The sequence below is a fragment of the Acidovorax sp. ST3 genome (genome assembly GCF_003231145.1).
In the GTDB taxonomy this organism is placed as follows: domain Bacteria; phylum Pseudomonadota; class Gammaproteobacteria; order Burkholderiales; family Burkholderiaceae_C; genus Acidovorax.
Window position 1 is genome coordinate 191,905 of sequence record NZ_QKVP01000006.1, and the last position, 15,013, is coordinate 206,917.

The following is a 15,013-nucleotide window of genomic DNA, read 5'->3' on the forward strand; positions in this document are numbered from 1 at the left end:
AGCCACGTCACAGGAGGGATCTGCAGATGGCAAGCAAATGAGACAGTCAAGCTGCGGTATGGGCGATACTCTTAAGTTGCATCTTTATTACCATCCATTCGAAAATGTTGAACGCAGCGCGCGTAGAGCAGTTGACCGGCTTACGGTTTTTTGCTGCGCTGGGAGTTTTGCTCTGTCACTTCTATGTGTTGACCCCTCATTTAGGACCCAAATTCCTGTTTGATTTGGGCGGACACGGCGTTACGCTGTTTTTTGTTTTGAGCGGATTTGTTCTGACGTGGCGTTACGATGCCCCCGATCAAGCGATAGGCCTAACAAAAGTTTCAGCAGTGCCGCAGATTGATCTTGGGGCATTTGCTGCGGTGCGGTTTGCGCGTATTGCCCCCGTCTATTGGCTGACGCTGACCATGGTCTTGGTCGCTTATGGGGTGTTTGGCACCGGGGTCGCAATGAGCACGCGTCCGCCCTCCACGGCGGAGGGGCTGGGCGGATTGGTTTTGAACGCACTGGCCCTGCAAGCATGGGCACCCAGCGAGCATGTACAACAGTTCTGGAATGCCCCTGGTTGGAGCATTTCTGCTGAAATGTTTTTTTATTTTTGTTTTCCCTGGCTGCTACGTTTGCGCTGGCTGTCCGGTTCGATACGGTCTTTTGTGCTAGCAATGGCGATATTCTCGGCCTTCTTGGGCTTGTATTTGTGGATTTTGCAGGTTAGTGGCCATTGGGACGCTATGGGGTTGGCGTTTGCAGCGCGCTTACCAGTGCTCGGGCTCTGGCCTTTTGTAATGGGGATATTGTGCTGCCGCTTGCTACGCCACAGTCGGCACATGCGACCCCACCAAGGGGCGCTGACCCTGCTGGCCGTGACCCTCCTCATCGCGGTAGCTTGGGCCATTGACAAGTGGGCACCCCGAGAGGCCCCCCACCTCGCACTGCTGCTGGCCTCACATCTGCTGTACGTACCTCTATTCGCGTTTTTGATTGTGTCCCTTGTGTTGGATAGCGGCCCAATAGCTCAATGGCTCAGTAGCCCTCTGTTAGTGCTGCTGGGGAATTCCAGCTATGCACTGTATCTACTGCACTGGCTACCCTTGGGTATAGCTTTGTGGTGGCTGGACGATTCAGCCCCCTCACTGCTGGGTGTGTCGTTAGGAATCAGCGGGCTGGTGATGCTATCCATACTGGTGTATCGCTGGTTTGAAACCCCTCTGCGCTTGCGCCTTGTTGCCTTGCTGCTGAAGGGGCGACAGAACCTTCAGCGGGTCAAGTAACACTATGCCCGTCTCTCTGCAGTTACTGTCGCAATTCACGCTGCTCAAACCTTTGCCGCGGGAAGCACTGGAGCCACTATCCAGTCGCATGAGCTTGCGCCAATTTGCACGCCGCGCCATGGTGATGTCCAAAGACAGTCCAGTACAGGAACTTGGCTTCCTGGTGGAGGGTCGCCTGCAAGGAGTAGATTTCACGGTGGATGGGCGAAGCGTAGGAATGTATTTTGTGGACCCGGGCGATTACTTCGGCGAACTGTCGCTGGTAGACGGGAAGGCCCCATCAGAATTTGTAGTTGCCGCCGTCAAATCGACAGTGGCATTCTTGGACGCCAATGCCGCGCGCGAACTGATTTTGGGTCATCCCGAACTGGCGCAAGCGGTGATGGCGAGGCTTGCACAGCGCGTGCGTGCAGTGATGGCCCAGCGCACTTTGTTGAGCTTGCCCAACCCTTTCCAGCGACTGTGCGTGTTGCTTTTACAATTGCCGCAGCGTTCGGTCGACGGTACGGTAGAAGTTGATCAGGCGCCGACCCATCAGGAACTGGCCATCATGATCAATGCCAGTCGCGAAACGGTGACACGGGCCTTTCAGATCCTGTTCCTTAATAGGGTGCTGATACGCGAAGGCAACTCACTCAAGCTGGTGCAGCCGGCACTCCTCAAAGACATTGCGGAGGGGCGCGCGGACCCGCCTAAGGCCTGACGTGTGGCATCCCACCTCCATTCACCGCCAGCCCAGCCAATGCCGCAGTCAGCAAACACAGAGATTCATGCGATTGACACGCTACGTGCGCTGGCGATCACTGGGGTCTTGATTCACCATGTATTCGCCTACGGTGGTTTCAGTTTCCCCTACCTGGACCGCAATGGCGGGCTTTTGGGCGTACAGCTCTTTTTCATCATCTCGGGCTATTTGATAGTCCAGAGTGCACAAAAATACTCGCTAAGTGTCTTTGCTTTACACCGATTTTTTAGAATCTTCCCCCCTTACCTGGCAGCTTTGCTGGCGAGTGCAGGAACCTACTATCTGCTGGTTCCTGACTATCGGCAAACCATGGATGCTTTCGCACCATATTTCTTACTGAATATTGCCAATCTGCAGTTCTTGCATCCTGTATCAGTCCTACTGCTGGATCCTTTGCATGTGGGCTGGTCGCTAACGGTAGAACTATGCTGGTATGCGCTTGCACCTTTGGCGGCGTGGTGGGGCTGCCATGGCTCCAACGCCAAGGTGCGCTGGATGGGTCTTTTGCTTGTCAGCGTGCTCACGGCATGCCTCTGGGTATTTACGGCCTCTCGCGGCGAACTCAACTGGCTCTACGAGGGCATGTTTTCCAAGGCGGGCATTCCCCTGTCAGACGCATTGCGCCATGGAGTCATTGATAACGCGCCACCGGCACAATTGATGTTTTTTGTCATGGGTGCATGCATACATGTGTTCCGTGCAGAGTTGGAGCGGGTTCCCTCCGCCGCCTTATGGCTCGTGGCTGTGGGTATTTTGATGTTTGTCCCGCAATGGAGCCTGATCCTTGATTTGCATCCCAACCCACTGACCGGCCTGGGAATGGCGGCGATGTTTGTATGGGTACTACGTGGTGGATATGGCGATGGACTGACCCGCTGGCTGGCGAAGGTGTCGTATTCGCTGTACCTCATCCATGCCCCGATTTTGGTGGCCGTATTTAAGTATCTGCACTGGGAAGGGGGCGCTGGCGCGTTCCTGGCTGCATCTCTCATAGTCATGGGCGCTGAATTGTGCTGGCGATGGGTAGAGCGCCCATCACAGGCGTTGGGCAGACACCTGTCGAATCGATTGCAGCCCCGCAAGAAAAGCAGCGCGGTGGCAACCTACTGATAAATGGATGACCTTTCTTGAAGAATTTTTTGACTTTTCTTTTTTCCTACCTTTGGCCTTGGCGTCATCGAGGCTTGATAGCGCAACTGGCACGCCGGGAGGTGCATGCGCGTTACCGCCAATCCTGGCTGGGGTTGGTATGGGTGGTGCTGACACCTTTGATGATGCTCGGTGTATACACACTGGTGTTCCGACATGTGATGCGAGTCCGTTGGTATGGGTTGGAAGAGAGCAATCTAGCGTTCGCGCTGCGAATCTATGCGGGTCTGGCGGTATTCAACTTTTTTGCAGAATGCGTCAACCGTGCGCCCACATTGGTGCTGGAACAGCCGCATTTGGTGAAGAAGGTTGTTTTCCCGCTTGAAATTTTGCCCTGGGCTGGCGCTGTCAGTGCATGCGTCGGGCTGGCAGTTTCGGGAATACTAATGATGACTTTGTTGGCCTTGGGGCCACAGGGTTTGCCTCTCACGGCTATTGCTTTGCCGCTGGTATGGATGCCTTTGATGCCTTTGGTATTGGGACTAGGGTGGTTGCTAGCGGGGGTTGGCACATATGTGCGTGATGTGAGCCAATTGTTGGGCATGGTGGTGAGCGCTCTGATGTTCCTCAGTCCGATTTTTTTTCCCGTGGAGGCATTGCCCGAGTCGGTGCGAGGGGTGATGCTGCTCAACCCGCTGGCCTGGGTGATGACAGGCACACGAGAAGTGCTTTTGATGGGCCAATGGCCAGACTGGTGGGATTTGTCATTGCTCTTTGTGGCTTGCACCCTGGTGGCGGTACTGGGTGCTGTATTTTTCCGCAAGGTGCGGGGGGGGTTTTCTGATGTCGTTTGATGTGCAATCGACCTCAGGAGAGCTTGCCATTGAGGCCCGCCGACTGGGCAAACGGTTTTCATTGTTTGAAAAGCCCAGCGACAGGCTCAAACAACTCCTTTGGGGTCGCTACAAGCAATACAGCCGGGACTTTTGGGCATTGCAGGAAGTCAGTTTCGACATCCGGCGAGGCGAAGTGGTGGGACTGGTGGGCCGCAATGGCGCGGGCAAATCCACGTTGCTGCAGCTGGTGTGTGGCACGTTGGCCCCCACCGTCGGCACCCTGGCGGTGCGTGGGCGCGTCGCTGCGCTGCTTGAGCTGGGCGCGGGATTCAGCCCCGAATTCAGCGGACTGGAAAATGTGTACATGAATGCGGCCATTCTCGGCCTGAGCCGCGCCCAAGTCGACACGAGACTGGACAGCATTCTGGCGTTTGCTGATATCGGTCAGTTTATCCATCAGCCCGTGAAGACGTACTCCAGCGGCATGTTTGTCCGCTTGGCCTTCGCTGTCGCCACGAGTGTGGAACCCGACATATTGGTCATCGACGAAGCATTATCTGTGGGCGATGGCGCATTTGCGCGCAAGTCTTTTGACCGGATCATGGAGCTGAAAGATCGCGGCGCCACAATCCTTTTTTGCTCGCACGCCATGTATCACGTTCAGGCCTTGTGCTCTCGCGCACTTTGGCTGGAAAACGGGCGCGTTCGCATGTGGGGCCCAGCTCCCAAAATCACCGCGGCATATGAAACCTCTCTGGTGATGGATGTGCCCACCAAGGAACCACTCTCCGAGCCCAAAAAAATAATAGCAGGCGGCGATTTACCAGCAAGCCCTGAGGCCCAATTCGAAGCTGATTTTTCAGCCCAAGGTGCACAGGTTCGCAAAGCACCGGATGGCACGGCGGTAATAACGGGTATCAATTTTTGGGCGGACGGAGTGGTCGCGCGCGAGTTGGCGATTCATTCTGGCCAAACAACACTGGAGCTGCAGGTGCAGTTTGCCAGCGACCCTGCCCTGCCCTGCCCTTCAGTCGCCATCGGCATTGCGCACGCGAGTGGGACCGTGGTGGCCAGCGCAGGTAGCGCCAATGACGGCGTCCAGCTGAACCGCAACGCTCAAGGCGCAGGGTTTACACGATTAACGCTGCCGCGCCTGCCACTGCTCAAAGGCGACTACACGGTGTCTGTGATTCTGGCGTGCGAACGTGGGTTGCATGTTTACGAAATCGTGGAACGAGCAGCCACGCTGAGGGTAGTGCAGACGGGGCTGGAGCAGGGGATGGTGAGTTTGCCGCACCAGTGGCAGTCGGGACCTGCGCAATGACCGTTCTCCAATGGCATGCCGTTGATCTTGGCATTGCAGAGATGCCGGAGATCCGAACATTGTTTGCCCAGGTGTTTGGACACTCCATGAGCGACGCGCTGTGGCGCTGGAAGTACGATGCCGGGCGCGGCATCGCCACGGGAACACGTGATGAACAAGGCCGATTGCTGGCGCACTACGGAGGAACGGCACGTGCCTTGCAAATCAATGGAGTGGCTGTAAATGCCGTCCAGTTGGGTGATGTCATGGTGGCGGCTCAGGCACGCGGTATCCTGTCCCGGCGCGGGCCATTTGCCACGGCGGCTACCGCTTTTTTGCAGCACCACATAGGTTCGCCTGGCGGGTATGCATTGGGTTTTGGATTTCCCAATCAGCGACACACCCGCTTGGGCGAGAAGCTTGGCTTGTACAACGCTTTGGGGAACGTGCAGGAGCTGAGCTGGACGTGCGAGAAAACCAGCACCTCTTTGTTCTTCGGTGCGGATAGTCATAGCACCCCGCTGGACTGGAGTGATGCCCGCACTGACAATCTGCTCAATGGCCTGTGGCGTGCCCTGAGTCAGGATGCTCGCGGCTTCGTGATTCCTCGGAGAGACGCACCTTGGTGGCGCCACCGGTTTGCCAACCATCCTGAAGGACCGTACCGCTGTTGGTGGGTGCATGGGCGCTGGTCGCGTCGCCTATTGGGGGCCATTGCGCTCAGACCGGGCGGGCAGCCTGGTGCCAACTGGGAAATTCTGGACTTGCTCGGCCCCACGAAACACTGGCACGCAATGCTTTGTGCCGCGCGCTTGCTGGCCCAGCAAGGCGCGGCAGATCGGTTGACGGGCTGGTTCAGTGATGCGGTGGCCGATATCGTGCGCAACCAAGACTTAGGCTCCATCGCTGCATCGCAAGTGGCATGTCCACACTGCGTGACACGGCAGAGGTCTCCGGAATGGGCGGATGTCGTTACTACCCAGCCTTGGTGGCTGACGGGTGGTGACACCGATTTTCGTTGACGATGATGCAATCGCCCGTTGCACACCCACCCTGGAGCCTTCGAGCGCAGGGCCCTGAGTACGCCTGGCTGCTGCCAGCCCTGGCGCACATGCCAGACGGAATCAGTTACCCCATCTCACGTTGGCGCGGCCGATGGAATGCACGATGGGACCGCGACTGGGTGTCCTTGAGCCTTGGCCACCGGCATGTAGCCGCTTTGGCGCAGCAGGGATTCTCACAATTTTTGCCTGCTGAGCAAGTGCAAGCCGCGCTGGTGGAGCGGTTTGAAACGGTCGCGCGCGAAGAGATGGAGTCGCGTGCGCTCCAACTGCATGGGTTAGAGCACTTCCGGGTGGATGCGGCGGACGCGCTCGCAGCACTGGCCCAGCGCCCTAGAGATCGCGGACTGGTATTGGTGACGGCTCATCTGGAAACGTTTGTGCTGGGTATTGCGGCGCTGGCCTGTACCGGAGAGCGCATTCACCCTGTCATGTCGAGCGTTTCAGAGGACCCCCGTGTAGCATCATCAGTACGCGCCCATTTCCGCCTGAAGTACGCAGGTCTTGAACGCCATTTGAATGGTGGACGTCTCGCGGATGCCGAAACATCTATGCGGTATTTTTACAGGGTACTTAAGCAAGGCGACATAGTCGTAGTGCTCGCAGATGCTCCTGCCCCCCCGGGTGGGCCCGGCGTGTGTGTCCCATGGATGGGTGTTTCGCGTTTGGTCGCGCAAGGCGCGTTACGTCTGGCGACGCAGAGCAACAGCATGTTGGCAGCATTTGCTTGCCATGCTGATCATGCTCGACACCACCATGTCGAATTGTCGGCCCTGACAGATCCCAGAGATGACCCTCAAGACTGCTACGCACAAGCGTTTGCTTTTATGGAGCAACACATTCGAATGAGGCCTGGCCGATGGTGGGCATCCCACCTCTTGCCTCTGTTTACATCATGCTAATTTTTTCGGCAAGCAATGACATCTTCAGGCGATGATCTCCTTTTCGTCAGTGGTATCAGCCGACTGGATGTCGCTCGCGATTGCCTGCTGGCATCCCCGTGCCTGCAGAGTGGCGGCAGACCTTTGATCATGCGATGGAATGCACGAAGCGCTGCTGATGCGTTCAATGCTGTTCTAGACTCCAAACCCGCGCAGCGCTGGGTGGTCTGGGTGCATCAGGATGTTCGCTTGCCGCTCGGATGGGACTCATTGTTCTTGGCAGCAATTGAACGAGCGCAGGCGCGATGGAGCCAGCTTGCGGTTGTGGGAGTCTATGGAGTTGTGGGTGCCGGATCTAACGCGCGCCGCGTCGGACATGTTATTGACCGTGGCAACCCATTGAAAGAGCCGTACGAGACACCTTGCGCTGTGGACAGTATGGATGAACTGCTATTTGCGGTTCGCGGAGATACATCTTTGCGCCTCGATCCTGCGTTGGGATTCGATCTTTACGCGACCGACTTGGTCCTACAGGCTCAGACTGCGGGCCTCACGTCCGTCGTTGTCGATGCATGCTGTGAGCATTGGTCAGACACACCCACGGACGGACAGGTGTCAGCGTCGCTTGCTAGGCGTGTTGCAGCCAGCGGCGGGGTGTTTGAAACTAAGTGGCAGCACAGATTGCCGGTGTCCACACCATGCTTTGATGTTTCACGGCCCGGTGACATCCAGGCATTCGCAAATACATTCATCCAAGCTTGATCACCGCGATACAAAACATGACCCCGATTGATCTTGTGGCCGTTTGCACGGCATCGAGCCCCTTGGCCTCTTCGGAGTTCGCTCATGGCTGGCACCGCCTGCGGGCTACGATAGCCACAGACGTGCCTTGGGTGGAGGTTGCGCAGGCTCGTGCTGAAGGCTTGCTTTGTGGCGTGCTTTCCAGCCCTGTCGCTGCAACTCTGCCCGACAGTGCGCGGGTGCTGTTGCTCGCTCACGGGCACTTGCTACTTACCCGGGGAGCGCTCGCGCAACTGGACCGTGCTCTCAAGGCGGTGCCAGGCCCCACCGCAGTTCATGCGTTCGACTCAGGCCACCCTCCTCCACAGCCCCCAGACTATTGCACCTTACGGGGTATGGAACGTTTCGTCCAAAAGCTCGCCACTTCGCACTTTGCGGCTCAGCCAGATGATGGCAAACGCGATGCGCTCGTTACGCTGACCACGCTTGGCGCTGTGCGCAAAGGACTTGTTTTCGACCGAGCGGAATGGATTCCGGGTGCCTATGTCCATGACTTTTCGAATTACCACCAGGGCCGCCGCGAGGAAGTGCTGCCCCTTCTACCCAAAGATACCCGTCGCTTGCTAGATGTAGGAGGGGGGGAAGGTGGCTTCTTGCGTGCAGCAAAGCAATCTTTGAATTGCGAGACACATTTGGCGGAGTTCTCTCCCGATGCCTGCCTGAAAGCGGCCCCTCACGTAGACCATGTATGGCAGGGCGATTTTTTCACGCAGACCTTTTCCGTCTCGCCACAGGTAGCCGCTTCGACCTTTGACTGCATTACCTTCTTGGACGTGCTGGAGCACACCAGCGATCCTCATCATTGGCTTGATCGGGCGCGTGGGCTTCTCGCACCTGGTGGTTCGGTGGTAGCGTCGATTCCCAACGTGGGGCATTGGGGCGTGATCGCCGATCTGCTTGAGGGTCGATGGGACTATTGCCCGGTTGGCATACATTGCGTGACCCACTTGCGTTTTTTCACCGAGCATTCTGTACGTGAGCTGTTCGAACAGCAAGGGTATGAGGTTGACTGCATTGAGTACGTCAAAGTCCCTTGCCCGCCAGATTGGTCTGCGCACTGGATTCAGTCCCCCGGCCTGCAGTCGATGCCGAAAAGTTGGGACAACTACGCTTTTTTGATACGCGCTCATCCAGTTGAACACAAGGGCGCGCGATGAAAGTGTGCGCAGTACTTGTGAACTACCACGGGGCGCGTGAAATAACGCAGGCCGTTCATTCTATTCTCGCAGACAGGCAGAATACCGATATCGTGGTCGTTGACAACAGTGACGATGCACTGGAATGGGAACAGCTTCGGAGACTGTTACCTCCGTCGGTTTGCAGGGTCCGTGCGCCTGGAAATATCGGTTTCGGCCGAGGTTGCAATCTCGCGCTGGAGCATACCGACGCGCCTTTTGTGTTCTTGGTTAATCCGGATGTGAGGCTTTTGCCAGGTTGCACCGAAGCGCTGCTCGACGCGCTCTTGACAGACCTCACACTCGGCGCAGTGTCTCCGCGCCAGTTTCTCGATGAAGCGTGTCACTGGCAGCTTCCATCTAGTTGGCTGCCAACCGCCTTGAGAGCGTGGGCGACTGAGCGCGCGATGCGTGAACCATCGGTTGCCGTCCGGCTTCGAAAGGCAAAAGATGCAGAAAACCGTCGCTTTTGGAGAGCGACTCAGCCCATCCATCAACGAGCGCTGTCAGGCGGGGCCATGATGATTCGTCGATCCGCGATACGGCCAGATGAGTCAATGTTTGACCCACGGTATTTTATGTATTTTGAGGACACTGATCTGTGCATGCGCTTGCGCCGGCAGGGTCTGAGTTTGGCAATGGTTCCTGCAGCTCGGGCCGTTCACGCGTGGCGGAATCAGCCCCATAAGGCAGCGTTGATGTCAGGGGGTTCTCAAGTCTATTTCGATAAGTTTTATCCTTCTGATGACCCGTGGCTGTCTAAATGTCGTGCCATGGCAAACGCACCTCACCGCGCACCGTATGCGTTTCGGAAATTTCCACCTTTTGGAATTCCGCGTCCTTCTCACTGGACTGAAGGATGGATATTGGAACTAAGCCCCAGTCCACTCGTCGAACCGTCGGTGTCGATGACCGGCAGAGATGCGCATATTTACGAGCCGGTCAACGTATTGGCGCATTTTGAGTCTTTTCCAGTTTTTGGGCGTTTGCACTCCAACTCCGCCTCAGATGACCTTGATGAAAGCCATTTTTTCCATTGGAACGTTGGACCTGATCAGTAAATGGATGTTATTTTACAGTTGCGATTCACAAATGCTCATCTGTGCCAAACCTTCTGCTATTGTAGTTGTGCATTTACCTTCTATCTCGAGCAGATTCTGTAGTTTAGGACGGTATTGGTGAACTGCTGCGTAATTTTCGAAAATTTACTTTGCACCAATGGGCGAGCCATATAACGCAAAGGACGAATTAATGAACATTTTTATTGCACGTCGTATATTGTCAGGCTCGGTGCTGCTGACAGCTATAGCTACGGCGCTAAATAGTCACGCACAGAGTGCCCTTCCGACACTGCCAATGACTACGCAACCGCTCGCGTCCACCCCACGCTCCGTTGGTCAGGCCCCCAATCCCGCTGCTCCTGCATTGAAGGTTGGAGAAAGTCGGACTGGCAGTACTTCCATTGTGGAGAAGGCCAGCCCAGTTGCACCTTCACTAGAGATTTCGAACGTTTTCGACAGCCAGCGAAAGATTTGGCCTGATAGGGTACCGCCCCCACCACCTCCGCCACCGCCACCACCGCCCACTCCTGTTACCGATGCTGACCTGCAGTTGTACGGCGTGGTGATTGTTGGTCAGGTCAAGCGAGCGACTGTCAAAATGGGGCCGCGCTTTGCAAATGCCGCAACACCCGGCCGAGCCTTTGCTAATCTCGTCGAGGGTCAGCTTTTAGGTGAATTTACCGTAGCTGAAATTTCCCCCACCTATTTGACTCTGTCTGCCCCCGGTGGACGCCAGCAGGTTTATTTCACGAAGAAGTCCGACCGTGGCACCGGAAATCCTGTCGCTTCTGCAGCGCCTGCACAAGCACCGATTCAAAGTGCAACCGAACCCGCCGCATCGGCTACCGAGACGCAGCAAAGGGCAGCTGGTGGTTTGCAGGCCAGTTCGGGTGAAGCACCGTCAGCTACAGGCGCATTGATTGCAAACGCCGGAAGGAATCAAGCCCCCCCTGCGGGTGAAACGCCGGCATCTCCAACAAGTGGCAACGGTACCGCATCGCCGCCTCCTGTCGATATCCAAAACAGCTTAGCGGCCGCCCTCGCAGCTGCTAGAGCAAATGCCTCGAACCGACCTTCCGGACCGTCTTCGCTAAACCCTTTCATGCAGAAACCTTGAGTGATGCCGATCTATGTCTTTTAATTTAATATTCACGATATAAGTAAATGACCAGCTGAACTCCGCCTCGTTTACACCGCGCTTGGATTAATGCGTAAACTCGGCGTTTCATTTGGAATTTATTTACTAAAAATTCTATCGACAAACCCTAAAAAAATGACAAACCGTCGAATGATCCAATCTTCAAAGGGGTCAGTTCGCAATCGCATCCTACCCAATGAATGATGATTTTTCACATCATTGGTAGCGTTTTTGTTATGGTCGATGAGTGCAAGGTAAAGGGCTCGCCCCTGAGTTACGGTTCTCCATGTTCTGAAGGGCGACCTAATGCGCTTTGCCCAAATTTCTAGCAACCCTTTACCTGGGGCCCCGACAACGTTGTGGGCGTGCTGCCTGTATTGCACTAGCGGCTTCGATATTATGCGCACCGCCCCATACATTCCCGCCAACGCCATAAGAATTCTGTCATGTGGTAATTGATTGCTAAACCTTTTTATAAGTTCAGCATTTTTCAAAAACATGCGTTGGCACTCATGATTAAAGCTCATTGTCATGCCTGGAGCCGGCGTCTCGAAGCAATAGTGCGCCGCTGATAGCTTTTTCAGAGGGGAAAATTCCGGTTTATATTCGCCCCCCGCCTCCCCGGACTTCAGATCTAGCCAAGCATGTATGGTGGCATTAATTTCATGCGGTTTATTTCGTGCATCTTTAGCTTGCACACTCAACTTGTCAGGCATCCACAAGTCATCCTGATCTGACAGGTAGTAATATTCAGCATCTATCCCCGCTTCAACGACAAGTTGCAGGAAACTTGCCGATGCACCTAACCTCTCCAATCTAGTCCAAAATATAAATTTTGCTGGCACCTCTCGCAGTGAATCCCATTTCACCTGCCGGGATCCGTCATCAACTATGATCAGAATATCTCCATCATTCATTTGTGCGACGATGGTGGCCACTTGCTCCTTAAAATATGGTGACGGGCCATACGCCGACATCAATATTGCATTTTTGTATTTAAATTTTGTCATTGCCCCCCCATCGAGCACGCACAATATGCTTGATCGCAGTGATGATTGCGCCACACTGCGCGAGTCTACGGGGCCCAAATACGATTCCGATCAACGCAATTTTTAAGATTTTTTTGGTTACGTAATTGCGCCAATTTTCAGGCGCGTATGGCTCGCTTGCCAAAAAAAATGCATTTCTTATAAAGTGATATGTCCGCATCGGGGGCCTTTGTCTCAGCACCCATTTGGAGTTTTTGAACTTGTGAGGACTTGCGTCACCCAGAATGTGAAACAGTGTTGATTCGGGGTCACATATTATTTTGTATCCTGCGGATCTGACACGAAAGCACCATTCTGTATCGACAAAGTCGATGAAATATCTCTCCCTGGCTCCACCTGTTTGAAGCCATATTTTGGTTTTAACCATCATGCCTGAAGTTATGGCTGCTGCTACCTCGCGCCTCTTGGTTATCAGAACCTCTCGCACCTTGCGCCCCTGACCTTCTACCAGCATGGGAAGGTTTTGTTGACCAATCGAATCCACAATCACTGGTACTGCAGCAGCCACAAGTGAGTCGTCATTTTTCTGCGAGCTAAAATTTCTTAGCAATGTGTTGGCCGAACCCACTTTTGGAACGCTATCTTGGTCAAATAGCCAACAATACTCATATCCAGCCGCTCCTAGTCTTTGGACGCCAACATTGAGCGCGGTGGCAACCCCAACATTCCCATTCATCTCCACGAACGTTACGCCTTTGGCTTCCAGGCTGATCTTTTTCTGTTCGTACAAGAGATTGCGCTCACCATTGTTTACCAGAACTATCTCAGATATCTCATTCTCGAGACTTGCAATTAGTGCTTCAAGCTTGTCGTAGCAAGGGTTAAAGATCACTATCAATCCGGCAACAACATCGCGAGACATAGCTTACATTTCTTCCAAAAAAAAAGCCTCCAGAGGAGGCCTTTTTCTAGTTAATTATCAACCTACCAAACTTTTCCGAGGTTAACAAATGTTCCATTGCTATTAGCGTAGCCGAAGAAAATTTCCACGCTGAACGGCCTCAAGTCAGCAGCAGTAAGACCAAGTGGAACGTCAAACACTTGCTTTGTTGCAGCCGGTTGATTGCGTGCAAAGGCATACGAGTTGATATCAATACTGTCGATCTCGCGCCACACGGTAGAGGTTTTAAAGAACCATACATCTTCGTTGAAGAATACTGCCCCTGCAGGCAAATGCGCAGCAATCCAGACGTTGGTAGTCAAACCCGCAGTTGCAACATCTGCGGCGGGCTGATTGAGTGTCAGTCGTAGCGTAATTTTCCCATCCGAAGCGGTTAACACTTCGGGAACAACTGATGCCACAGATCCAGCCGGCTTCACGGTCAGTGTTTTCGTAAACCCGCCACATGTGATCGTCTCGTCCTGCGCGGTAGTCAAAGAGCTCGCAGTGCTCTTAAGGGTCACTACCGCACCAGTGATAGACAAGTACCCAGTCGACGCGACAGTACATTGCGGAAGAACCGCATTTGACGGTACAGGTTGCACAGTCACCGATGTCGCAGGACCACCAACCACCAAAGAACTGGCGCTCAGGGATACCCCTGTAAGCGTCACGGCACCAGTTGATGCGGGGACGATATTAATTGTCTTTGACTCAGTACCGCACGTGACGGTTGCTGGGGTAGCCACTCGCAAATACCGCCCCAAAGCAGACAAATATACCTGTCGCCCAACGATACTCAGGTAGGAGGACGTGGTTGAGCAAGTGCCAAGTGTCGCATTCACTGGATTCGGCACTATGGTCGAAGTTTCCGTACTACCGATTACCAACTCAGCCGGAGAAAAACTAAATGCACCGGAATTCGTGCCACCGCCTGTACCACCTCCGCCTGGATTTCCACCGGTACTGCCGCTGCAGGTATGCGCTGCACCTTCGAGCGGGTTGCCACTCTCATCCCAACTAGCATTGGCATACCAGTTTGCGTAGCACGTCTCATCAACCTCTAGCCGTGTGGAGAGGCTGAGAATTTGGCTGGCAGGAATGCTCAGCATGTTGAAGTATATATAGCCACCCGTGGTACCTACAAAGGTATCCGTACTTTCGGAATTGGCCATCATCAGTACACCACTGCGCGCTGGCGAGTAGAACTTCAGTTCCTCACCCGCAAGCAGGCGTTTCAAAGTAGGCCGAGTATCGCTTACTGAAGTTTCAGGGAGAACGTCACCAAAACCGCTCACAGGGGGTGTCCCAAACTTCGCTGCGGCACGTGCGTCCTGATCTGCCGCATACGTCGTCAAACTGATGCCCAGTCGCTTCGCTCCAGGCGGAACGAAAAGCTTGATTTTCTGCAACGTCAGACCGTCATGTTTGGTTCTCAGCGTGGCCACACCCGCCACACCAACCACAGCCGCACTGCCAGGAACATTCTGCTGCTTGAAGCTCACAAAGGTGCCCGCTCCGACCAAGGGCGTGTATTCGCTGGCACTTTGTGCAAAGGCAACGGTGGCCGCGAACATAAAAACCGTACCTGCGAGAACTCGCCGGAGAAAGCCAACTTTTAGCGGTGACATGACATGATCATCCATTAGCGTGAGATTCAGTTACATATTTCAAATGGCAAAATGCCGCCAAGAGAACTTGGCGGCACTTTCTGTCAGAAGAC

13 protein-coding genes are annotated in these 15,013 nt (G+C 54.6%); 10 read left to right on the plus strand and 3 right to left on the minus strand.

Going from position 1 to position 15,013, the window contains the following annotated elements:
* Positions 1–104 precede the first annotated feature (104 nt).
* The 10 genes from DNK89_RS19630 (at position 105) to DNK89_RS24320 (ending at position 11,340) form a co-directional block, all read left to right on the plus strand.
* Positions 105–1,271 carry an acyltransferase gene (locus DNK89_RS19630; protein WP_110961478.1) on the plus strand — a complete coding sequence of 389 codons (1,167 nt, stop codon included), beginning with the start codon at positions 105–107 and terminating at the stop codon, positions 1,269–1,271.
* Between the two features lie 4 nt (positions 1,272–1,275).
* Positions 1,276–1,974 carry a Crp/Fnr family transcriptional regulator gene (locus DNK89_RS19635; RefSeq protein ID WP_110961479.1) on the plus strand — a complete coding sequence of 233 codons (699 nt, stop codon included), beginning with the start codon at positions 1,276–1,278 and terminating at the stop codon, positions 1,972–1,974.
* Between the two features lie 39 nt (positions 1,975–2,013).
* On the plus strand, positions 2,014–3,126 hold the full coding sequence (locus DNK89_RS19640; protein WP_110961480.1) for an acyltransferase: 1,113 nt from the start codon (positions 2,014–2,016) through the stop codon (positions 3,124–3,126).
* Positions 3,127–3,143: 17 nt separating this feature from the next.
* Positions 3,144–3,959 (plus strand): ABC transporter permease, encoded by an 816-nt coding sequence (locus tag DNK89_RS19645; RefSeq protein WP_203422376.1) that lies wholly within the window; start codon positions 3,144–3,146, stop codon positions 3,957–3,959.
* Positions 3,949–5,265, plus strand: a complete 1,317-nt coding sequence (locus DNK89_RS19650; RefSeq protein WP_110961481.1) for an ABC transporter ATP-binding protein — start codon at positions 3,949–3,951, stop codon at positions 5,263–5,265. The genes DNK89_RS19645 and DNK89_RS19650 overlap by 11 nt, the downstream gene beginning before the upstream one ends.
* Positions 5,262–6,266, plus strand: coding sequence for a GNAT family N-acetyltransferase (locus DNK89_RS19655; protein WP_110961482.1), 1,005 nt, complete (start codon positions 5,262–5,264; stop codon positions 6,264–6,266). Before DNK89_RS19650 ends, DNK89_RS19655 begins: the two co-directional genes overlap by 4 nt.
* A 470-nt stretch (positions 6,267–6,736) precedes the next feature.
* Positions 6,737–7,207, plus strand: coding sequence for a hypothetical protein (locus DNK89_RS25050; RefSeq protein ID WP_370220949.1), 471 nt, complete (start codon positions 6,737–6,739; stop codon positions 7,205–7,207).
* Between the two features lie 1,115 nt (positions 7,208–8,322).
* Positions 8,323–9,144 carry a class I SAM-dependent methyltransferase gene (locus DNK89_RS19665; protein WP_161958958.1) on the plus strand — a complete coding sequence of 274 codons (822 nt, stop codon included), beginning with the start codon at positions 8,323–8,325 and terminating at the stop codon, positions 9,142–9,144.
* Positions 9,141–10,223, plus strand: a complete 1,083-nt coding sequence (locus DNK89_RS19670) for a glycosyltransferase family 2 protein (RefSeq protein WP_110961485.1) — start codon at positions 9,141–9,143, stop codon at positions 10,221–10,223. Before DNK89_RS19665 ends, DNK89_RS19670 begins: the two co-directional genes overlap by 4 nt.
* Positions 10,224–10,773: 550 nt before the next feature.
* Positions 10,774–11,340, plus strand: coding sequence for a hypothetical protein (locus tag DNK89_RS24320; protein ID WP_153064302.1), 567 nt, complete (start codon positions 10,774–10,776; stop codon positions 11,338–11,340).
* A gap of 119 nt (positions 11,341–11,459) precedes the next feature.
* Here the strand turns inward: DNK89_RS24320 and DNK89_RS19675 are convergent, their stop codons facing one another.
* From DNK89_RS19675 to DNK89_RS24325, 3 genes are all read right to left on the minus strand, one after another.
* The gene (locus DNK89_RS19675) at positions 11,460–12,371 is read right to left on the minus strand and encodes a glycosyltransferase (protein WP_110961486.1); all 912 of its coding nucleotides are present in this window, start codon (positions 12,369–12,371) and stop codon (positions 11,460–11,462) included.
* Entirely contained in the window at positions 12,358–13,272 is a 915-nt protein-coding gene (locus DNK89_RS19680; RefSeq protein WP_110961487.1) for a glycosyltransferase family 2 protein, read from the minus strand. The genes DNK89_RS19675 and DNK89_RS19680 overlap by 14 nt, the downstream gene beginning before the upstream one ends.
* A 62-nt stretch (positions 13,273–13,334) precedes the next feature.
* The gene (locus tag DNK89_RS24325; protein ID WP_153064303.1) at positions 13,335–14,936 is read right to left on the minus strand and encodes a hypothetical protein; all 1,602 of its coding nucleotides are present in this window, start codon (positions 14,934–14,936) and stop codon (positions 13,335–13,337) included.
* Positions 14,937–15,013 lie beyond the last annotated feature (77 nt).